The 20,944-nt window shown below is 65.3% G+C and carries 20 protein-coding genes and 1 pseudogene; 12 read left to right on the forward strand and 9 right to left on the reverse strand.

Features of this window, described 5'->3' with window-relative positions:
* The gene (locus ACIBI6_RS26930) at nucleotides 1–705 is read left to right on the forward strand and encodes a GntR family transcriptional regulator (protein WP_396958258.1); all 705 of its coding nucleotides are present in this window, start codon (nucleotides 1–3) and stop codon (nucleotides 703–705) included.
* A 230-nt stretch (nucleotides 706–935) separates the two neighbouring features.
* Here ACIBI6_RS26930 and ACIBI6_RS26935 read toward each other — a convergent pair whose 3' ends face one another.
* Nucleotides 936–1,775 (reverse strand): TetR/AcrR family transcriptional regulator, encoded by an 840-nt coding sequence (locus ACIBI6_RS26935; protein ID WP_364353530.1) that lies wholly within the window; start codon nucleotides 1,773–1,775, stop codon nucleotides 936–938.
* Nucleotides 1,776–1,850: 75 nt separating this feature from the next.
* Between ACIBI6_RS26935 and ACIBI6_RS26940 the strand changes: the two genes are divergently transcribed.
* The gene (locus ACIBI6_RS26940; RefSeq protein WP_364353527.1) at nucleotides 1,851–3,083 is read left to right on the forward strand and encodes an MFS transporter; all 1,233 of its coding nucleotides are present in this window, start codon (nucleotides 1,851–1,853) and stop codon (nucleotides 3,081–3,083) included.
* A gap of 107 nt (nucleotides 3,084–3,190) precedes the next feature.
* Here the strand turns inward: ACIBI6_RS26940 and ramB are convergent, their stop codons facing one another.
* Nucleotides 3,191–4,597: an acetate metabolism transcriptional regulator RamB gene (gene ramB / locus ACIBI6_RS26945; RefSeq protein WP_364353524.1), complete on the reverse strand. Its 1,407-nt coding sequence runs from the start codon at nucleotides 4,595–4,597 to the stop codon at nucleotides 3,191–3,193.
* 93 nt (nucleotides 4,598–4,690) lie between these two features.
* On the opposite strand from ramB, the gene ACIBI6_RS26950 reads away from it, so the two are divergent.
* The 5 genes from ACIBI6_RS26950 (at nucleotide 4,691) to ACIBI6_RS26970 (ending at nucleotide 9,864) form a co-directional block, all read left to right on the forward strand.
* Nucleotides 4,691–6,202 carry an ATP-dependent DNA ligase gene (locus tag ACIBI6_RS26950; RefSeq protein WP_396958259.1) on the forward strand — a complete coding sequence of 504 codons (1,512 nt, stop codon included), beginning with the start codon at nucleotides 4,691–4,693 and terminating at the stop codon, nucleotides 6,200–6,202.
* Nucleotides 6,203–6,582: 380 nt separating this feature from the next.
* Nucleotides 6,583–7,839, forward strand: coding sequence for a lipase family protein (locus ACIBI6_RS26955; protein WP_396958260.1), 1,257 nt, complete (start codon nucleotides 6,583–6,585; stop codon nucleotides 7,837–7,839).
* A 90-nt stretch (nucleotides 7,840–7,929) separates the two neighbouring features.
* On the forward strand, nucleotides 7,930–9,201 hold the full coding sequence (locus ACIBI6_RS26960) for an inorganic phosphate transporter (protein ID WP_364353515.1): 1,272 nt from the start codon (nucleotides 7,930–7,932) through the stop codon (nucleotides 9,199–9,201).
* A gap of 11 nt (nucleotides 9,202–9,212) precedes the next feature.
* A complete protein-coding gene (locus ACIBI6_RS26965) occupies nucleotides 9,213–9,494 on the forward strand; it encodes a hypothetical protein (protein WP_364353512.1) in 282 nt (93 codons plus the stop codon).
* Between the two features lie 13 nt (nucleotides 9,495–9,507).
* A complete protein-coding gene (locus ACIBI6_RS26970) occupies nucleotides 9,508–9,864 on the forward strand; it encodes a DUF3349 domain-containing protein (protein ID WP_364353509.1) in 357 nt (118 codons plus the stop codon).
* Nucleotides 9,865–10,041: 177 nt separating this feature from the next.
* Here ACIBI6_RS26970 and ACIBI6_RS26975 read toward each other — a convergent pair whose 3' ends face one another.
* The 7 genes from ACIBI6_RS26975 to ACIBI6_RS27005 form a co-directional block, all read right to left on the reverse strand.
* A complete protein-coding gene (locus tag ACIBI6_RS26975; RefSeq protein ID WP_364353506.1) occupies nucleotides 10,042–11,457 on the reverse strand; it encodes a glycosyltransferase 87 family protein in 1,416 nt (471 codons plus the stop codon).
* Between the two features lie 129 nt (nucleotides 11,458–11,586).
* Entirely contained in the window at nucleotides 11,587–12,414 is an 828-nt protein-coding gene (locus tag ACIBI6_RS26980; RefSeq protein ID WP_396958261.1) for a class II fructose-bisphosphate aldolase, read from the reverse strand.
* On the reverse strand, nucleotides 12,411–13,361 hold the full coding sequence (locus tag ACIBI6_RS26985; protein ID WP_364353500.1) for a hexose kinase: 951 nt from the start codon (nucleotides 13,359–13,361) through the stop codon (nucleotides 12,411–12,413). Before ACIBI6_RS26985 ends, ACIBI6_RS26980 begins: the two co-directional genes overlap by 4 nt.
* Nucleotides 13,358–14,506 carry an N-acetylglucosamine-6-phosphate deacetylase gene (locus ACIBI6_RS26990; RefSeq protein WP_396958262.1) on the reverse strand — a complete coding sequence of 383 codons (1,149 nt, stop codon included), beginning with the start codon at nucleotides 14,504–14,506 and terminating at the stop codon, nucleotides 13,358–13,360. Before ACIBI6_RS26990 ends, ACIBI6_RS26985 begins: the two co-directional genes overlap by 4 nt.
* Complete coding sequence (locus tag ACIBI6_RS26995; RefSeq protein WP_364353493.1) at nucleotides 14,503–14,637, reverse strand: hypothetical protein; 135 nt, start codon at nucleotides 14,635–14,637, stop codon at nucleotides 14,503–14,505. Before ACIBI6_RS26995 ends, ACIBI6_RS26990 begins: the two co-directional genes overlap by 4 nt.
* Nucleotides 14,634–15,581: an ROK family protein gene (locus tag ACIBI6_RS27000; RefSeq protein ID WP_364353490.1), complete on the reverse strand. Its 948-nt coding sequence runs from the start codon at nucleotides 15,579–15,581 to the stop codon at nucleotides 14,634–14,636. Before ACIBI6_RS27000 ends, ACIBI6_RS26995 begins: the two co-directional genes overlap by 4 nt.
* Nucleotides 15,582–15,611: 30 nt before the next feature.
* The gene (locus ACIBI6_RS27005) at nucleotides 15,612–16,526 is read right to left on the reverse strand and encodes a sugar isomerase (RefSeq protein WP_364353487.1); all 915 of its coding nucleotides are present in this window, start codon (nucleotides 16,524–16,526) and stop codon (nucleotides 15,612–15,614) included.
* A gap of 193 nt (nucleotides 16,527–16,719) precedes the next feature.
* On the opposite strand from ACIBI6_RS27005, the gene ACIBI6_RS27010 reads away from it, so the two are divergent.
* The 5 genes and pseudogenes from ACIBI6_RS27010 to ACIBI6_RS27030 form a co-directional block, all read left to right on the forward strand.
* On the forward strand, nucleotides 16,720–17,970 hold the full coding sequence (locus ACIBI6_RS27010) for an extracellular solute-binding protein (protein WP_396958263.1): 1,251 nt from the start codon (nucleotides 16,720–16,722) through the stop codon (nucleotides 17,968–17,970).
* A gap of 82 nt (nucleotides 17,971–18,052) precedes the next feature.
* Nucleotides 18,053–18,958: a sugar ABC transporter permease gene (locus ACIBI6_RS27015; RefSeq protein ID WP_364353481.1), complete on the forward strand. Its 906-nt coding sequence runs from the start codon at nucleotides 18,053–18,055 to the stop codon at nucleotides 18,956–18,958.
* Nucleotides 18,955–19,860 carry a carbohydrate ABC transporter permease gene (locus tag ACIBI6_RS27020; protein ID WP_364353478.1) on the forward strand — a complete coding sequence of 302 codons (906 nt, stop codon included), beginning with the start codon at nucleotides 18,955–18,957 and terminating at the stop codon, nucleotides 19,858–19,860. The genes ACIBI6_RS27015 and ACIBI6_RS27020 overlap by 4 nt, the downstream gene beginning before the upstream one ends.
* 56 nt (nucleotides 19,861–19,916) lie before the next feature.
* Nucleotides 19,917–20,570 carry a TetR/AcrR family transcriptional regulator gene (locus ACIBI6_RS27025; protein WP_364353475.1) on the forward strand — a complete coding sequence of 218 codons (654 nt, stop codon included), beginning with the start codon at nucleotides 19,917–19,919 and terminating at the stop codon, nucleotides 20,568–20,570.
* 165 nt (nucleotides 20,571–20,735) lie between these two features.
* A pseudogene (locus ACIBI6_RS27030) lies at nucleotides 20,736–20,906 on the forward strand (alpha/beta fold hydrolase); the annotation flags it as partial.
* Nucleotides 20,907–20,944: the final 38 nt, after the last annotated feature.

Genomic DNA, 20,944 nt, shown 5'->3' on the forward strand with positions numbered 1-20,944 from the left:
ATGACGCGCAGGGGGCGGGTTCCGCTCAGCGAGCGGGTTTACGAATCGCTGCGGCGGGACCTGGCCACAGGGGCGATCGTGCCCACCGAACGGCTCGGCGAGGAACGCCTGGCCGAGATCTACGGGGTTTCGCGCACCCCCGTGCGGGAAGCGCTCGCCCGGCTGCAGGCCGATGGATTGGTGCAGCGGCATGCCGATGGGCTGTATCCGTATCGACCGCGATTGGAGGAGCTGGGCAATCTCTACGAGCTACGAATTGTGTTGGAGACCAGGGGAATTCAGCGCGTCATCGGTATCGTCGGCGAACCAGCACCGGTGCACGACTCGTCGCTGGTGCGTGCGGAACTCGATATCTGGCGCGGGTTTCGCGACGATCCGCCCGAGCCGGGACCGGCGCTGGTCGCCGCGGACGAACAGTTCCACACGAGTCTGCTCGCGGCGGCGGGCAATGCGGCGCTGGCGGACGCACTGACCGGCGTGTACGTCCGGGTTCGCCCGGTACGCACCCTGGACCTGCCGACGCCGGAGCGGATCGCCACCATGACCGCCGAGCACATCGCGATCGCCGAACACCTGCTCGCGGGTGATCCGAGTGCCGCGCTGCGCACCCTCACCGCACACATCGGAAGCTCGCGAACGCACGTACTCGCGCGTGCCCAGCAGGCGATCGAGTTCACGAAACTCTCACGTGCGGTGCGGGATTGACTCTTCGGTCAGCAAGTATTTCACGATCGGCGCGAGCGGAATCGTGTAGTGCGACCGCGACTTGAGGCCGCCGATGGTCACGGCGGGGTCGCCGAAGTCGGGGTGAGGTGTTCGCCACGATCGCGATCGAAACCCGCAGCGCGGTCCAGGCGACCATCCCGTACACCAGTGCTAGGAGAGTGGCTTTGCAGCCGAGTTGTCGCAGGTATGGCCAGATCGGCGAAATGCAATCAGTCGGCTAGAAGCTTCAGGACGACAGGGCGGGACAGGGTGCCCGAGACCTGGCGGGCGAGTTGGTTGGCGCTGGTGCCATCGGCGTGGGCGTCGCGCAGGGCGGCGGCGAGTTCGTTGCGGGCCGCATCGGCGGCGGCCTGGGCCGCGCGTAGCCGTTGGGCCGCGCGGTCTACGGGATCGACGCCCGTGGCAGCGCCGTCAACCCCGCTGTTCGATTCGGTGGTCAACTCATTGACCGGCTCGCGGTGCGGGACCGACTTATCCGTTCGCATCGCCGCCCTGGCGAACTCCATCATGAATTCGCGGGTCGCACCCTGATTCTCGGCATCCGCGCCGAGCAGCAGGCGGGTGGTCTGCGGGACCGCGAGGCTCCAGTTGGACAGTCCGCACAGTGCGAGCAGCAGTCGGCCCGCGTGGCTGGCGTCGACATCGAACTGCTCTTTGGCTCGATCGAATTTCCGCAGGTAGTGCTGGGCGCGCCAGCCGTCGATATCGTGCGCGTCGGTGCCGCGGTGCAGCCCCTCCCAGAGCAAAAGCCTTAGCAGTTGCGGATTTGCGCGGTGATAGTCGAACAGCTTGCCCACATACTCACCGGGTTCGGTCTCGGCCAGGGGTTGGACCACATCCATGAATTCGCGCATGGTGTCGATCAGGATGACGTCGAAAAGTTTGTCCTTGCTGCCGAACAGACCGTAGATGCGCTCCTTGTTCACCCCGGCCGCCTCGGCGATCCGGTCCACCCGCGCGCCGGCCAGGCCGTATTCGGCGAATTCGTCGCGCGCGGCACGCAGCAGGGCCTGCTTGGTCGCGTCACTGCGTTTCATCGTGACCGTCATGACCGCGACTTTACCATTTCATTAAACCAACTATTTGGTTGACAACTGCCAGGCAATGGGCCTAACTTCGTCCACATGGCAACGCCGACTCTTCAGCTTCCGGCCGGTATCCCGGCTCGGGCACGTACTCGCAGCGCGTCACCACGCGCGCACACCGGGCGTACCCTCCCTGTTTTCGTCCTGTCCGCTCTGCTGGCCACCGGCCAGATGTACATCCCGATCCCCCTGTTTACGGCCATGAAGGCCGACTGGAATGTGGGTGCGGGCGTAATGACCTGGATCATCAGCGCCTTTGCCTTCGGTTATGCGGGTGGCTTCGTGCTGTTCGGCCCGCTGTCGGATCGCTACGGCCACCGCCGGGTACTGGTCACCGGCATGATCACCGCTGCGGTGGTCACACTGTTGACCGGTTTATCGTTCAGTGCGCCGATCGCGGTTGGACTGCGCGTCGCGCAGGGACTTGTTGTCGGTTCGATACCGCCCGCGATCATGGCCTATATCGCCACCCGCATCGCGCCGGCGCATCGTGCGGTGGTCACCATGTCGGTGGCCACCTCTTTCCTGGCCGCGACGGTGCTGGCGCAGATCGCCTCGCAGGCCGTCGTCGCCGCGTTCCCGTGGCGCACCATGTTCATCGGTTCGTCGGTCGTGTTCGTAGCGCTCGCATTCGTGCTGCGTGCGGTCATGCTCGATGACGCTCCCACCGGCCGCGACAAGCCACTCGTGCACAGCTACGCCGCGATTCCGGCGGTGCTGCGCATCAAGGCGCTGCTGCCGATGCTGGCCGCGGGCGCGCTGGCCATGGCGGTAATGGTCGGTGTGTACACCGGCATCGAAATCACTGGATTGGTCAGGAGTTCCGGTGAGCTGCTCGCACTGCGTGCGGGTGCGCTGCCGGTGATGTTCGCACTGCCGCTGTTGGCCATCCCGCTCTCGCGCCTGACCAAGCCGGGCCAGATGGTGCTGGGCGTGTTGGTCGCAGCGACCGCCATGGTGATCGCCACTTTCGAAGGCACCCACCTCGCGGTCCTGACCATCCTGCTCGCCGTGCTGGTCGGCGGGCTCGGCGTCATCGCGCCCGCGGTCTTGCAGACGGCGGGGGAGCTGGGCGGTGAGGCTCGCGCCGCCGCATCCTCGGTCGCCATGTTCAGCTTCTACGTCGGTGCCACCGCCGGACCGCTGGTGGCCGCGGCCGCCGCGCCACACGGCTTTTCGGTGCTGGCGTGGACCCTGGCCATCCTGCTGGTCGCGGCGCTCGGCCTAACTCTGTTCGGGGTACGGATCCAGCGTTCGTCGCTGCCTGCTTAGTCGAATGCGCTCGGCCGACATCGGATTCGCCGATGTCGGCCGAGCGCGTTCGGACGCAACTGAATTTCAGACTGCGAGGGTTCCCATGCCGCGTAGGCGGCACCGTCTCACTTGAGGACGTACGGGGAAACCGAGCTTCGATGCTCGCTGATATCAAGGACTTTGCCCAGCGGGGGAAAGGCGCGCTGCGGGCAGTTGGCGCGTTCGCAGACTCGGCAGCCCGCACCGATCGGCGTGGCCTTCGCCTCGTCGAGATCGATGCCGTCGGCGTAGACGACGCGACCGGCGTGGCGCAGCTCGCAACCCAGACCGATCGCAAAGGTCTTGCTGGCCTGGCCATATCGGGTCGCGCGGCGTTCGACGGTGCGGGCGACCCACAGGTATTTGCGACCGTCGGGCATCTGGGCGATCTGCGTCATGATCTTGCCTGGATAGGCGAAGGTCTCGTAGACATTCCACAGCGGACAGGTGCCACCGCTCGAAGAGAAGTGGAAACCGGTGGCGGATTGGCGTTTCGACATATTGCCCGCGCGGTCCACGCGCACGAAGGAGAACGGTACGCCGCGCAGCTTGGGCCGCTGCAGAGTTGAGAGGCGATGGCAGATCGTCTCATAACTCTGGGTGAAGAAGGCCGACAGCCGCTCGATGTCGTAGCGGAAATCCTCGGCGACCTCGTGAAAGTGCGTGTAGGGCAATACGGTTGCCGCGGCGAAGTAATTCGCCAGGCCGAGCATGGCCAGCTTGCGGGTGTCCTCGGCGGCGAAATTGCCTTCCTCCACCAGTTTTTCGAGCAGATCACCGCATTCGAAGTAGGCGAGCTCGGCGGCGAGTTTGAAGGTGCGCTGTCCGCCGGACAGATGTGGCGCGATCTCGAGCCGCTGGGTCTGCGGGTCGTAACGGTGTAATACGCCCTCGCCGAGATCGATACGCTCGACAATGTTCACATCGTGTGCGCGCAACAGGCGGGCGATCTCGCTGTTCACATCCCCGCCGTGGAAGCGGATACGGGCGGTGAGTTCCTCTGCGGCGGTATCCAATTCGTGGATGTAGTTCTGCCGCTGGTAGAAGAAGTCGCGTACTTCCTCGTGCGGTTTGCTGATGGCCGCGCTGCCGGAGCCGTCGGCGAAGCGGTCCTCGGTGGCGGCGGCCAGCTGCGCGGAGGTATTGCGGTACCGGTTGTGCATATTGACCAGGGCCCGCGCCATGCTCGGATGCGCGGAGACCATATCCGCGATCTCCTGGGTATCGGCCTCGATGCCGAGCTCCTGGTCCATTACGACCTCTTGGAGTTCGGCAATGAGACGGGTGTCGTCCTGGGAAGAGAAAAACGTCGCGTCGACGCCGAACACTTCGCTGATCCGCAGCAGTACCGGTACGGTGAGCGGGCGCACATCGTGTTCGATCTGGTTGAGGTAACTCGCCGAGATCTCCAGCTTCTGGGCGAGTGAGACCTGGCTCAGTCCTCGCTCGGTCCGCAGCTGACGAAGCCGCGCCCCGACGTAAGTCTTGGCCATATGTCCAGTTTATGGGCGAATTCGCAAACCTGCCAATGGGTAATTAGCAGCAGAGCTGAGCGATATGTCACAGGGGCCGGTTACCGTCGAGTGATGCTGTTCTCGGATGTCGTGCAGGCCTCGGAGACCGTCCGGGCGACTCGGTCTCGGAAGACGAAGATCGCGACCCTGGCCGCGCTATTGTCCGCGGCCGCCCCGGATGAGCTGGAGCCGGTGGTCGCGTGGGTTTCCGGCGAACTACGGCAGGGGCGCATCGGCACCGGCTGGCGCACCTTGACCGCACTCGAATGCGAGCCGAGTGAGCTTGCGACGCTGACGGTTTCGTCGGTGGATAACATGCTCAGCGAATTGGCCACCACCTCCGGCCCCGGCTCCACGAACCGGCGCAGGGAATTGCTGCGCGGATTGTGGACCGCCGCGACCGCCGACCAGCAGGCCTTCCTGATGCGCCTGCTCGGCGGCGAGTTGCGTCAGGGTGCGCTCACCGCGATCGTCGCCGAGGCTGTCGCGGTGGCCGCGGCGGTGCCGATCGAGCTGGTCCGGCGGGCGTACATGCTGTCCGGCCAGCTGCCGGTCACGGCTGTCGCCGCGCTGACCGGCGGGGCCGAGGCGCTGAGCGAATTCCGGCTCGAGGTCGGCCGCCCGATCCAGCCCATGCTCGCCTCGCCCGGTGCGACGCTGGACGAGGCAATGACCGAATTCGGCGAAGAGGTAAGTGTCGAACACAAACTGGACGGCGCGCGCATCCAGGTGCACCGCGAGGGGTCGCGGGTGTGGGTATTCACCAGGACGCTGCGCGATATCACCGCCGGTGTGCCGGAACTGGTCGATCTGGTCGCCAAGCTCGACTGCACGAGTGTGGTGCTGGACGGAGAAACGTTGGCGCTCAACGATTCCGGACGGCCGCGTCCGTTCCAGGAGACGATGAGCCGCTTCGCCGAGATCAGCTCGACCAGGGACTTGCTGCTGCACCCGTACTTCTTCGACTGTCTGCATCTCAACGGCGAGGATCTGCTCGACGCCCCACTGCACAAGCGCCGCAAGGCGCTGACCAGTGTGGCGGCCGCGCACAGCATCCCGGCCCTTATCCGACCCGACGCCGAGGCGGCCGCGGAGTACTTCGACGGCGCGCTGGCCGCCGGACACGAGGGCGTGATGGTCAAGTCGTTGATCGCACCGTATGCCGCGGGCCGCCGCGGCCGGTCCTGGCAGAAGATCAAGCCGACGCACACCCTCGACCTACTGGTGCTCGGCGCGGAATGGGGTTACGGCCGGCGCACCGGATATCTGTCGAATCTGCACCTCGGCGCGCGCGATCCGGAAACCGGGGATCCGGTAATGGTAGGCAAGACCTTCAAGGGCCTCACCGATGCGCTACTGCAGTGGCAGACCGCGGAATTCCCGCGGCACGAGCGCGCCCGCGACGAGCACACCGTCTACCTCTGGCCGGAACTCGTGGTGGAGATCGCCCTCGACGGTGTCCAGGTGAGTTCGCGCTATCCGGGCGGCGTCGCATTGCGCTTCGCCCGGGTCGTGCGCTATCGACCGGATAAATCCGCCGCCGATGTCGACACCATAGAAACGGTTCGCGCGCTGCTGCCATGAACGAGTCGGCCCCGTAGCCGCCCGCCCGCCGAGTTGCCGATCCGAACTCGGGCGGATTGTGTGGCTGCCGAGCACCATCGCGTCGAGCGCAGTCGAAACGTGGTGTCGGACGGCGCGACGAGCGGCGTTTCGACTGCGCTCGGCGCGCAGCCGGAGCTGATAGCGAAGCAACCTCTCTGGGCGGGGCACCGATGGTTGTTCGGTCGAGTGTCCGCCGCCAACAGAATTGTTATGCCGACCGTGCCGTCCGGTTCCCGGTGTTCGAGCTGGTCATAGGCCAGACTGGCTCCGGTTCAGTCCGGTACACGCGCGGAAACGGGGACTCGGCGTTGCTCGGTACAGCACGAAAACGAGAGACGGGGTCGCCCATCGGTCGGCCGATGCGGAAGGTGGCGTTGCTCGGTGCGGTGACCTGTATCGGGGTGGTAGCGGCGGTCGGTATGGCGGCGCCGGGAACGGCTGCGGCGGACCCGAATCCGACGGCCGATTTCCTGCATCCCGCGCGTGATCCCGCCTCGGTCATGCCTACCCCGCTGGATGACCCGTTCTACACACCGCCGCGGGGTTTCGAAAACCTACGTCCGGGCGCGGTGGTCGCGGCCCGTGTCGTCGATATCGGGTTGGAGCCGACGCCGGTCACCGCCACTGAACTGCTGATCCGATCGACCGATGCGAAGGGCCGTCCGGTGCCGGTGGTGGCCACCTTGCTCGTGCCATCGACACCGTGGCAGGGTTCGGGACCCCGCCCGCTCGTCGCCGACAATGTGCCGATCGATTCACTCGGCAACCTCTGTGCGCCGTCGCAGCAGCTCAAGATGGGGCTAGCGGCCGGTCTCCGCTCGGTGCAGGTGCCGCTGTCGAAGAACTACGCGGTGATCGTGCCCGATCACCAGGGCCCGCGACAGGCATATGCGGCTGGTCGCATGGCCGGACATGCCGTGCTGGACGCGATACGCGCCGCCGTACAGACGCCCGAGTTGGGGCTCTCGCCCGATGCGCCCACTATCGTGTCCGGGTACTCCGGCGGTGCCATCGCCTCGGGCTGGGCGGCGCAACTCGCACCGGCATACGCGGGCGAGCTGAATCTCGTCGGTGCGGTGGTCGGTGGCGTGCCCGCCGACTTCGGCATGCTGATTGACACGATGAACGGCGCCAATGCCGCCACCGGTGTTTTCCTGGCCGCAACCCTCGGGCTGGCCAGGGAGTATCCGGAGATGATGGCGCTGTTCAACGACAACGGTTGGCGGCTATCGCATTTCGCGAAGGATCTCTGCTTTCTGGACGCCGCGTTGCTCGGTGCGCTCGCGCCGATACCCGCGGAAACACTCACCGACGTGCCGCACCCGACGAAGCTGCCGATGATCAGGGAGATCCTGGCCGAGAACCGCCTCGGCACCGCCGCACCGCGAGTGCCGGTCTTCCTGTATCACGGCATCAACGAGTTCTGGCTGCCATTCGCCGGGGCCGAGCACCTCTACGACGACTGGTGCCGGTTGGGGGTTCCGGTGCGCTTCGAGGCCTACCCCGGCGAGCATCTGATCGTCGGCAATGTCGGGACTCGGGCCGCCGATTCCTGGATCGATCAACGCTTCGCGGGTGCGCCCGCTCCGGTCGGCTGCTCGAAGATCAACAGGTAGAGCGAAGATTCACGGTAACCGATCGGAAATGCGTCCCGACAAGCGGCAACCGCATGGCAATCCGGATCGCGAGTGCCGCACACTGGAGGGGTGACCGCGGACCTCTTGGTACTCCTTATCGTCATCGTCACGGCACTCGCATTCGATTTCACCAACGGCTTCCACGACACCGCCAATGCCATGGCGACCTCGATCGCCACCGGCGCACTGCGGCCACGGATCGCCGTCGCGGTATCCGCGGTCCTGAATCTGCTCGGCGCATTCCTGTCGGTCGCGGTCGCCGCGACGGTGGCCAAGGGCATCGTCCGGCTCGACGCCGTGCAGGGCGAGGCGCTGCTCATCATCGTGTTCGCTGGTCTGGTCGGCGGCATTCTGTGGAATCTGCTGACCTGGCTGTTCGGCCTGCCGTCGAGTTCCTCGCACGCATTGTTCGGCGGCCTGATCGGCGCCACCATCGCCGCACTCGGTTGGGGCGGGGTGATCTGGGCGCACGGCGCGGACGGCGTGCTGACCAAGATCGTGTTGCCCGCCCTGCTCGCGCCGATCGTGGCCGCACTGGTCTCCGCCATCGGCACCTGGGGCGTCTACCGGATTACCGGTCGGGCCGATCCCGACAAAGTGAACGAGGGCTTCCGCTGGGGCCAGATCGGGTCGGCGTCGCTGGTCTCGTTGGCGCACGGCACCAATGACGCGCAGAAGACCATGGGCGTGATCTTCCTGGCACTGGTCGCGCACGGCACCTTGACCAAGAACGACGAAATGCCGCTGTGGGTAATGGCGGCCTGTGCCGTCGCCATCGCCGCGGGCACCTACCTCGGCGGCTGGCGGATCATCCGCACCCTCGGCAAGGGCCTGGTCGAGATCGACTCACCGCAGGGGCTGACCGCCGAATCCTCTTCCGCCGCCATCATCCTCACCTCGGCCCATTTCGGGCTTCCGCTCTCGACCACACAGACCGCGACCGGATCCATTCTCGGCACCGGGCTCGGCAAGGGGGTGGAGGTGCGCTGGGGTGTGATGGGCCGGATGACGGTCGCCTGGCTGTTGACGCTGCCGCTGGCAGGTGTGGCCGGTGCGCTCTGCTGGGCCATCGCGCATTTCATCGGCGGATTGCCCGGTGTGCTGGTGGTATTCGCGCTGCTGATCGCGCTGTCGTTGGTGATGTATCTGCGGTCGCGGCGGGATCCGGTGGACACCACCAATGTCAATGAGTGGCCGGGCGACACGCCGGACTCCGACGCCGAGGTTGCGAAGAACACCGCGCCGGTCGCAGAGGACGGGCTCGCGCCGCCCGACGGATCGCCCGCGCCGGGACCTAATGCGCCCGCGCCGGGACCCAATAGTCGTTCGGCCCAGGTCTGAGGAGTCACATCGTGCACACACTCGTCACGAATCTGAACGCGCTATGGAAGGTGACCGTCGCGGGTCTGCTGCTCGGCGCCGGACTGCCGATCGTCTTCGCCGTCGGGGTGCGGCTCTGGTCGGTCGCCGATACTGTGCCCGCGGAAGGTGGCGCCGCCCAGCGCAATTACCCGGCACTGGTTGGGGCCTACGCCTGCTTCGCGTTGATCCTGGCCGCGATTGTCACCGGAATTCTGTACACCGCGAAGGCCTTCCTGGCCGCTCAATTCGGTATTCATCTGTTCGGAGCATGAGGAGGGCGAAATCGTGACTGATCCAGCGAAATCCGCTCAGGTCCGGCCGAATCTGCTCGGCCGGGTGATCGGCTGGTTGCGCGCCGGTTATCCACAGGGGATTCCGCGGTCGGACTATGTGGCCCTGTTCGCGGTGCTGCACCGCCATCTGACCGATTACGAGGTGGTGGCGATCGCCGAGGAGTTGGTTGACTCCAATCCGGACAGCGAGATCAGCCACGCCGATATCGAGGCGGCGATCGCGCGGATGGCGAAGGAGCAGCCGGACGCGCACGATATCGCCAGGGTCGCTTCACATCTGGCGGCGGGCGGCTGGCCGTTGGCGACCCCACTGACCGATCCCGAATCTGCCGATCCAACGGCCGGCTAGCGCACGGCCGATCGAGTTCCGTCGGGTGCGAGCGGCAGCGGCTGGCCTAGCCGTCCGGCGGCAGCGCGGTCTGATCGGTTCCCAGACGATTCACAGCTGGATTGCCGGCATTCTCGAGGTGATCGGAGCAGGATGATCGGTGTCGGCGAACGAGAAGCGGCTTCCAGCAATGGGGCCTTACCCCACGGCTTCCAATTCGCTCGACCCCGGCGGTTCACTGCTCGGACCGTCTTCCCGCCGACCGGCGGCGCCCACCCCTCGCTCGCGCCGCCGGTCCGCGAACTCCTCGTCGGGCAGCTGCGCAGCGGTCGGCCGGAGCGGAATCAGCCAGACGATCGCGGCGATCAGCGCGATGGTGGCGAGCAGGGTATACGAATCACCGAGCAGGAATTGCCATAGTGTCCAACGGAATTCGCGGCCCTCGGTCTGCGGTACCTGCCAGATCAGCCCCTGCGGCAGCAGCGGCAGCTCCGGATCCCATGCGCCGAACCGGTCGGACCGCAGCGGCCAGGCGAATACGAACAGATAGATGAGCGTGGGTACGGCGATCCGGACGGCGAGCGGACGGTGGCGCAGCACATGGATTACCCACAACAGGGCGGGGGCGATCCACACCCAGTAGTGGGTCCAGGAAATCGGCGAGACCAGCAGCATTACCGTGGCCGCGAGCAGTGCGCCCAACAATTCGTCACCGCGCAAGTGGGCGATCCGCGCCGCCGCCATTCCGGCCAGCGCGAGCAGTCCGGCGCAGACGAACGAGGATGTGGTGTCGTTCCAGGTCGACCATTCCAGGCGGCCGAACATGCCGTTGATCGACTGATTCTGCACATAGGCGAAGCCGATGCGGTTCTGCGAGGTCGTGGTCGTGGTCCAGAACTGCAGCGCTTGGGTCGGCCGGTACCAGAAGCCGATCGCCACCGTGGCGCCGAAGGTCGCGGCGGCCGTCGCGGCGGCCCGGAACTGGCGGGTGATGAGCAGATAGACGATGAAGACCGCCGGGGTCAGCTTCAGTCCGGTCGCGATGCCGATGAGGATGCCCCGATATCGGCTCTGCTCGGGCATGGCGAGATCCGCCAGGACCAAGGCCATGAGGATCGCGCTGAGCTGACCGAACCGGAACGTCTGCTGGACAGGTTCCAACCAGATCGCGGCGCCGGTTACGGCGATGCTCAATGCCAGCAAACCGGTTCCACGGCGGATTCGCTGAAGTCTGGCGGCGCTCCAGACGCTCACGAACAGTGACACCATGGTGAGCACCGTGACGCCGGTCCCGATGTAGTTGATCGGGAATCGCGACAGTTCGGCACAGATCCACGCGGCGAAGACGGGATACAGGAAGGGCAGGCCGAGCGGTCCGCGGCCGTCGTACAGCAGTGCGGGATGAGTCGCCGCGGCCGCACCGCCCCACATATAGACCTGGAGATCGACTTGGTGCCAGTACATCTGCCAGTTGGGCCGCAGAAATAGCAGCCAGGCGCCGATGGACAGGGAGGCGAATACTATTGCGGCACTGAGCGTTGATTTGTGCGAGACCTTGGGCTGCGTCCCCACACCGGCAGCGCGCTGTTCTCCTGTTTGCAGGATGACAGCCATGGAGTTGTTATTCCTTCATCAGGTGATACAGCTCGAGCGGACAGCAAATCCTTAGCTAAACTAAAGGCAATCCATCGTATCATCGCTGTTCACCGTCGGCTGCCCATAATTTTCCGGGGTCGGTGCGAGCTACCGGGCCAGCACCCGCAGCAGATGTTCCACCTCGGACCGGATCGCATCGCGGGCGGGCCGCAGGTACCTGCGCGGATCGGCAATGGTGGGATTGTCCGCGAGCGCCGTCCGGATCGCTTCGGTGGCAAGGACATTCAGCCTGGTGGCGATATTGATTTTGGTCATTCCGTGCGCGACGGCGGCACTCAGACCCGCATCGGGGACGCCGGAGGATCCGTGCAGTACAAGGGGGACGGGAACTTTCGCGGCTAGTCGGGCAATCAGGTCGTTATCGAGTTCGGCCGTGCGGCTTTGCATGGCGTGCGAGGAGCCGACGGCCACGGCGAGGGCGTCCACGCCGGTCGTCGCGACGAATTCGACGGCCTCATCCGGATCGGTCCGAACACCAGGGGCGTGGGCACCATCCTTACCGCCCACCTCGCCGAGTTCGGCCTCGACGAAGACATCGCGGTCGTGGCACCAGCGGACGATATCGGCGGTGGCGGCGACATTTTCGGCGTAATCGAGGGTGGAACCGTCGAACATAACCGAGCCGATGCCGAGGTCGACCGCGGCGCGGACGAGTTCGAACGAGGTGGCATGGTCCAGGTGTACGGCGATATCCGCGCTGCTGTCAGCGGCAATTCGCAAGCAGGCCGACGCGATCGGGGCAAGAGTGCCGTGGTAGTGCACCGTATTCTGCGAAAGTTGGAGCAGCACCGGCCGTTTCGCCGTCTCGGCGGCTGCGGCGATGGCCTCGGCATGTTCGATGGTGATCACATTGAAGGCGCCGAGTCCGCCCGGGCGGGCGGCCGCGATCAGGTCCGCTACGGGTCTCGATGTCATGGGGAGGTCTCCTGCGGGGTGGCTAGTCGTTCGACAATCACCGTCGGTGCGATCTGGGTGCGTACGCGGCGGTCGATTTCACCGGCGACGGGGATGACGACCGCGGCGGCCGAGGTGGCTACGGCGTCGACCAGCACAGCGGGCCAGTCCGGGGTGTCCTTCGCATCCGACAGCGCCGCGATCACCGCGGCGGTCGCGGAATCGCCCGCGCCGGTGGGATTTCCGGCGAGCGCTTCGGGCAGCACCGCTGACCACGCGCCATCGGCGGTGACCACGACCATGCCCTCGGCGCCGCGGGTGGCGATGACAGCGCGCACTCCGCGTTCGATGAGCGGCAATGCGGCCGTGACGACTTCGTCCGGGGTCACCGGTACGCGTCCGGTGAGCCGTTCCAGCTCTTCGGTATTCGGCATCAGCACGATGCCGGGGACCTGCGCGGCCAGGCGCAATGCCTCACCGTCGACATCGCAGATGGTCGGGACACCGGCGGCGATGGCGGTGCGCGCGATTTCGGCGGGCAGGCTGTGGGCGATACCGCCCGGCAGTGATCCGGAGATGACCAGGCCGTTGATATCGGGCAGCATGCCTGCCACGCGAACCGAGAGTTGGTCGGCAGCATGTGGATTCGAGACCCGCGCGCCCGGTTCCCACAGTGCGGTCGCGGTTCCGTCACCGGATTCGCTGATCACCACAGTGCGCCGAACCCAGGGCAGTGCGTGCACGAAGTCGACCGGCATCTCCAGCTCGGCTGCGGCCGCGAAGGCATGGTCGGAGAAACCCGTCGCCCTGGCGTATTTTCCGATCTGATTGAGCACCCGTGTCACATTGATGCCCTTGCCGCCGATGCGCTGTTCGACCGAACGGACCCGATGGGCCTGGCCGCGCTCGAAATGCTCTACCCGGTAGGTCATGTCGTAGGCGGGATTCATTGTCACGGTGAGGATCACGTCAACAACTGTCCACGTCTGAGCACCCGGCGCAACTGTAGATTGTCATCGACTATCAGCAGGTCGGCGAAATGGTCGGTCCTGAAGTCGCCCACATCGGTCAGTCCCGCTGCCGCGGCCGGTACCGAAGTGGCGGCAATCACGGCCTCGCGCAACGGCACACCGCATTCTCGGACCGCCCAGGCGAGGCAGCGCAGGAGGTGTGCGGTGCCGCCCGCGATGGATCCATTGGATATCCGGGCCACGCCATCGGCGACGCGGACAACTTGCGGACCCAGCTGATATTCGCCGTCGGGCATCCCCGCGGCCTGCATCGCATCGGTGATCAGCGCGACCTGTCCGGGTGCGGTCGCGAAAACCAATGCGCCGAAACCGGAGTCGACGTGTACTCCATCGCCGATCAGCTCGACGACGACCTGGCGCTGCGCCGCGGCGACGAGTGCGGCGGCCACCGGGCCTGGCGTTCGGTGATGCAGTGGCGGCATTCCATTCGCCAAGTGCGTGACCAGATTGCCGAACCCATTGGGTCGCAGGGCCTGTCGGAACCGGGTGAAATCGGTATCGCTGTGGCCGAGCGACACCACCACGTCGCTGTCGGAAAGACGTTGGGCTACCTCGTCGAATCCGGGCAGCTCTGGGGCGATCGTCATGACCCGCAGATGGCCGTCGGCGGCGGCGAGCAGGCGTTCGGTCAGCTCCAGATCGGGGGCGCGCAGATATCGGGGATCCTGTGCACCGCACCGTGCGGCGGCCAGAAATGGTCCCTCGGCATGGATTCCGGCGATGGTGCCGTCCGCGGCAAGCGTACGCAGTGTGGCGACTTGCGCGATCATATCGGCCGGGGCGCCGGTGACAACGCTGGCGAGCACGGTGGTGGAGCCGTGCTCGTGATGAAATTCGGCGGCCGCGCGGGCTTCGTCGCCGTCGACGGTGTCGAAGCGGTGGCCGAAGCCGCCGTGGTTGTGAATATCGACGAGGCCGGGCAGTACAGTGCCGGAAAACGGCGGCACGGTCGAATCCGGATGTGCGGCAATCCAGTCCGCGAGTGACTGCACCCGATCGATCCGGCCTGCGCGTACGGACACGACGCCGTCGTCGAATTCGGATGTCGCCGATACGATCCGGCCGCGAATGTCGAGACTCATGCGGGCACCCTCGTATGGGCTCGGGCCAGCGCCATATCGGCGACGCGCGTTTCGCAGCGTGCGAGCGAAACCATCGGCTGGATGCGCCGCAGCCGACGCGCTGGACGCGCACCCGTCTCGACGCGAGTCACGTGAGCGCTCCCTGTCTGGCGAACAGGGCCGCACCCATGAGCCCCGCGCGGGCACCGAACTCGCCGAGCACCACTCTCGGTGCGGGCACCACGCGCAGGCGTTCGGCGATGGTGTGGTGCAGGGGCTCGGTGAGTGCGGCTCCGGCCCCGGCCAAGCCGCCGCCGAGAATGATCAGTTCGGGGCAGGCCGCGTGGATGAGGCCGAGCAGTCCGTCGGCGAGTGCGCTGATCGCTTCGTCGACGACGGCTTTGGCGTCGGAATCGGTATCCAGTATTGCGAAAACATCGGCTGCGCTGGCTGTTTCGTGTCCCGTGCGTTTCGCATAGGCCCGGGCGATGGACGCACCCGATGCCACGGTCTCCACGCAGCCGATATTGCCGCATGGACAGCGCAATCCGTCCGCATGCCGAACCGGGATATGGCCGTATTCGCCGGTCTGTCCATAGGCGCTGCGCATCAAACGGCCACCGACGGAAAGGGTGCCGCTGATACCGGTGCCCAGAATGACCACGCAGACGTCATCGTGACCGCGCCCGGCGCCGAACCGCCATTCGGCCCAGCCCGCCACCGCGACATCGTGCTCGATCAGCACCGGCATACCCCAGCGACCGGTGAACCGATCACCGATGTGCACATCACGCCAACCGACATTGCTACTGAATACCGCGATCGAACGGACCGGATCGACAATGCCCGGCAGCAGTACCGCCGCGCGTGCGACGCGATCGCGCTGGTCATCGGTCAACTCGGCGAGCAACTGGTCGCCGAGTGCCCCGATGGTTTCGAAGGCCGCCTCGCCCTGGGGCGTGGCCACCACACCCGCGGCGAGCACCATGCCCGCGGCGTCGGTGACCTCGCCCTTCATCGTGGTGCCGCCGACATCGAGGCCGAGCACCAGCAGATCATCGGTCAAGGCCGTGACCGGGGGCTGTTCCGTTCCCATATCCGCACAGTAGTTGCTGGTAGTGACCGGTCATCGATCCAGAACGACGGAACGGTTCAGGTTGCGCGGATGGTCCGGGTCGAGTCCTTGGTCGGCGGCGCGCAGCACGCAGAGTTGGTGCACACGGACCAGATCGGCCATCGGATCGATATCGCGGTGTTCGAAGTGCGCGCCGGTGACCGCCACATCTTCCGCGAAATTGGGGACGAGCGGCCCGAACGCCCACACGGCGCGGCCGGGGGTGGAGATGCTGATCGGGCCGTGCCGGTATTCGGTCTGCAGATACGACTCGGTCCACGACTGGCAGGATTCGCGCAGCTTGAGCCCCGCCTCCTCAGCGATAGCGGCCGCGAAACCCATCCCGACGAAGCTGATCTGCTCGGCACGACGCACGTCGGCCAGTGCTGTCGCCGGGGCTTCGGCGAGTACGGCCCTGGCCTGTTCGATGGCCGGACGCAGATCCGCGCCCAGATGCCAGCGCAGGATCGCCAGCGCGGTGGTGGCGAAGCGGGTCTGCACCACCGATTGCTCGTCGACCTCGTCGATCAGAATCGGATCGCCCAGGTCGAGCACCGGGGTGCCCGGACTGCTGCAGATGACCGTGCGCGGAATCCGGGTCGGTATCGCCCGCATCGCATCGACCACCTCGGTGGTAGTGCCGGAGCGGCAGATGACGAGGTAGCGGTCGTAATCGCGACCGGCGCGGACCTCGCTCGCGGGCCAGGCATCGGTTATGCCCTGGCCCGAACTCTCGCGCAGTGCCGCGATGGCACGGGACATGAACAGCGAGGTGCCGCAACCGATAACGGCGACGCGCTCGCCCGGTTGGGGCAGTACGGCGCGGTGTTCGGCGGCGGTGGTCTCGGCGCGGACCCAGTCGTCGGGCTGGGTGGCGACTTCGGCGGCCAGATGAGTCACGGGGGTGGGGCGAGCGGAGATCGGCACCACAACAGAATCGCCCCGAATGATCGTTCATGTCAAATTTACGAGCGAATCAGTCACATATGATCATTCTTAGGTCTAGCCTATCCGTAGCGACTGCATGCAGGTCGCTCGAAAGGGCCAGCACAGTCGATTCGTTCGCTCCATCATCGGCGGTGCGGTAGCGCCCGGAGTGAAAATTTGAAAGGTTCAGCTCGTGAAAAGACCCCTCCACGGTGTCCTCGCGGGGATCGCGCTGGTCACCGGCCTCGCGCTCGCCGTCACGTCCTGCGGTTTCGGCTCCAAGGATTCGGCCGATTCCGACAAGACGATCAACTTCCTTGCTCCCACTTACAGCGACGGTGCCAATGGCACGAAGGCGCTATGGGACCACATCATCGACGACTTCCAGAAGCAGAACCCGGACTACAAGGTCAATCTGCAGATGGAGTCCTGGGAGTCGATCAACGATGTGGTGAAGACCAAACTGCAGTCCAAGTCCACCACCCCGGATCTGCTGAATATCGACGCCTACGCCAGCTTCGCCGGGGACGGCATGCTCTATCCGGTCTCCGAGGTCGTTTCCCCGAATGTGCTGTCCGACGTGCAGCCAGGCTTCGCCAAGAACGCCTCACTGAACGGCACGCAGTATGCGATGCCGCTGTTCGCCTCCACCCGCACCCTGTTCTATAACACCGACCTCTTCGCGAAGGCCGGGGTGAGCACGCCGCCCAAGACCTGGGCCGAGTTGACCGATGCCGCCAAGAAGATCCAGGCGCTCGGCGGCGGTGTCTCCGGCTACGGCTTGCCGCTGGGCAGTGAGGAATCGCAGGCCGAGACGTCGCTGTGGACCTTCGGTGCGGGCGGCAATTGGTCCGATGGCGACAAGATCACCGTGGATACCCCGCAGAATCTGGAGGGGGTCAAGGCCATGCGGGAGATCTTCGATGCCGGTGTCACCCAGCCGAATCCGGGTGCGACAAACCGCAAGGACGTCATCAATTCCTTCATCCAGGGCAAGATCGGGATGATCGAGGGCCTGCCGCCCACCATCGCCCAGATCGCCGATAAGAATCCGGGTCTGGAGTACGCCACCGCGCCTACGCCGACCAAGGACGGTGCGCCGGTCACGCTCGGCGTGGCCGATCACCTGATGGCCTTCAAGAAGGACGGCAAGAAGGCCGAGACGATCAAGAAGTTCCTCGACTTCTTCTACTCGGCGAATGTGTACTCGAACTTCGTCAAGAACGAGCACTTCATCCCGATCACCACCAGTGCCACCGCGGTGCTCGCCGACGATCCGGTGACCAAGGCCTTCGCGGCGACCCTGCCGGTGGCCAAGTTCTACCCGAGCAATAACCCGAACTGGGCTGCCGCGCAGGGTGCCATGCATCAGCAGATGGGCACCATCGCGCAGGGTGCGGACCCGGCTCAGGTGTTGCAGCGGATTCAGGAAGCAGCGAAATAACGTGGGGCGCCCAGCGGCCCGAGCGACGAGCCCGGAGGAGGTAGCACAGCGTGACCACAGAGGGCCCCGGGAGGGTCGCAAATTGAACGGAGCTACCCGGGTACTCGCGGGGAAGAATTCGACACTGCGGGCCGTCCCCTGGATCGGGCCGTCCCTGGTGCTGATCGCGGCCATCGTCGCGTTCCCGGTCGGCTATATGGTCTGGACCAGCACCCGGGACCTGAGCGCCTACGGGCAGGACCGCGGTCCCGCCGGACTGGCCAATTACCGAAACCTCTTCGATATCAGCGAATTGGGATCGGTATTGGCGCATACCGTGGTCTGGGTGGTCAGCGTCGTGCTGATCACCCTGGTGCTCTCGGCGGGGCTCGCGCAGTTCCTGAACAAGGATTTCCCGGGACGCACCCTGGTGCGCATGGCGATTCTGGTGCCGTGGGCGGCCTCGGTCGTGATGACGACGACCATCTTCTATTACATGCTCGATCCCGATGTCGGCATCGCCAACCGGTTCCTGGTCGATATCGGGCTACTGGACCGCGGCTACGGCTTCACCAAGCAGCCGACGCCAGCCTTTCTGGTGGCGATCGGTGTCGCGGTCTTCGTCTCGATCCCGTTCACCACCTACACGATTCTGGCTGGGCTGCAATCGATTCCGGCCGAGATCGATGAGGCGGGACGGGTGGACGGCGCCAGTGCGTGGCAGCGCTATCGGTACCTCACACTGCCGCAACTGCGTCCGGCGATTGCGGTGGCCACGATCATCAACATCATCAATGTGTTCAACTCGCTGCCCATTCTGCAGGTAATCACCGGCAGCATCGCGGGCTTCGGTGCGGATACGACAACGACATTGACGTTCAAGCTGATTCGACAGAATCAACAGCTCGATACCGCTGCCGCCATGAGCGTGTTGAACTTCGCGCTGATCGTGGTCATCATCGCGATCTATGTGAAGGTCATCAAGCCGACCCAGCAGGTGGACGCATGACGACACAGGCCGACATTCACATCGAAGGTGTGGAAATCCCGCCGGACACCACGGTTGCCGAGGCCCCGACCGGCCGATCTCGGCGGCGGCGATGGGAACTCACCGCGGTCGGGGTGGTGCTTGCCGTCATCTTCCTGACCCCGTTCGTGGTGATGGTGCTCGGCTCGCTGAAGAGCCGCGCCGAAATCCTGCGCATCCCGCCGACATATCTGCCCGAGACCTGGCATCCGGACAACTACGCCACCATGTGGGATACCCCGGAGACGCCGCTGCCGTACAACTTGGCGAGCACGATCATCATCTCGGTCTGCGCCACTTTGCTGGTGCTCTTCGTGGCCATCCCGGCCGCGTATTACACGGCGCGGCACAAGTTCCCGGGACGCGCGATATTCCTCGCGCTGGTGCTGGTCACCCAGATGTTGCAGCCGACGGTATTGGTCACCGGCCTGATCCGAGAGTTCTTCACCCTCGGCATCAATGACACCTGGCTGGCCATGATCCTGGTGAACGCCGCATTCAACCTCTCGTTCGCGGTGTGGATTCTGCACAGCTTCTTCGCCGCCATCCCGGTGGAGATCGAGGAGGCCGCGCAGCTCGACGGTCTGGGTCGCTGGCAGATCCTGATCCGGGTGAGTCTGCCGCTGGTCTGGCCGGGCATTGTCACCGCGACGATTTTCGTTGTGGTGGCCTGCTGGAACGAATTCGCGGCGAGCCTGGTGGTGCTGACCACCCCCGAGAATCAGCCGCTTTCGGTGGCGCTGACAAAGTTCGTCGGGCAGTACGACACGGCGTGGCAGTACGTCTTCGCGATCTCGACTGTTGGCATCGTTCCGGTGGTCATCCTGTTCGCGTTCATCGAGAAGCGACTGGTCGCGGGGCTTACCGCGGGCAGCGTCAAGTAAGTCGTTGCGATGTCCGTGGCCCGGGGTAGGCGCTTCCGACCGGTAGCATCGAATCCGTGGCACGGCAGGATGATCAACCCAAGGAGGGCCGCAGTTACGGCGGGCTGTCCAAGCAACAGCGGGTAGCCCAGCGGCAGGCACGACTCATCGATGCCGCGCTGGAATTATTCGGCACCCAGGGCTATGCGGCCACCTCGATCGAACGGCTGTGCGCCGTCGCGAATGTTTCCACGCGCAGTTTCTACGAGGATATGGGTAGTCGCGAGGCATTGTTGATCGCACTGGTCAATCGCATTACCTCGCATGCGGTCGAACGTGCGCTGGAAAGTATGGCAAAGACCGCAGGACAACCGCTTTCCACACGGGTAGTCGATGCTTTCCGCGCCTATCTCGAGGTGACTTGTGCCGATCATCGTTCGGCGCGAGTGTGTTATGTCGAAGTCGTCGGCGTCAGTTCGGCAGTGGAGGATTGGCGCAGGCAGCAGCGCCGCCTGCTCTCATCACTGCTGATCAGCGAGGCGGAGCGAGCCGTCGAGCGCGGCGAGACCAAGGCGCGGCGATTCGATCTGTTCGCACTCGCGGTGATCGGTGCGGTGAATTCACTGGCCCAGGAGTTGGTGCGGACCACACATCCCGACACCGAGGTGGCGCTGGATGAAATATGCGAGGAGATCGCGTATTTCGTGAATTCTGGACTTGCGTTGAACTGATCAGCGAACCAAAATGGTTTGGGCCCAACCGTTATAGTGAGAGCAATGGTGTTCGAGGGATTCGTCGAATTCGATATCGAGACCGCCGAGGGTCGCGTGCATGGGCGGCGTGGTGGTGACGGGCCGCCCGTCTTGTTACTGCACGGGATACCCGAGACACACCTCATGTGGCATAAGGTCGCGTCGCGGTTGGCCGAGCGGTTCACCATCGTGGCAACGGATCTGCGGGGATTCGGCGACAGCGCCTCGCCGCCGAGTCGGCCGGACCACAGTCCGCACAGCATGCGGGCCATCGCCGCCGAACAGGTCGAGGTGATGGCGAGCCTCGGCCATGATCGGTTCAGCGTGGTCGGTCATGATCGTGGCGCGAGTGC

Origin of the sequence: Nocardia sp. NPDC050412 (assembly GCF_044458825.1) — a bacterium.
Classification (GTDB): Bacteria; Actinomycetota; Actinomycetes; order Mycobacteriales; family Mycobacteriaceae; genus Nocardia.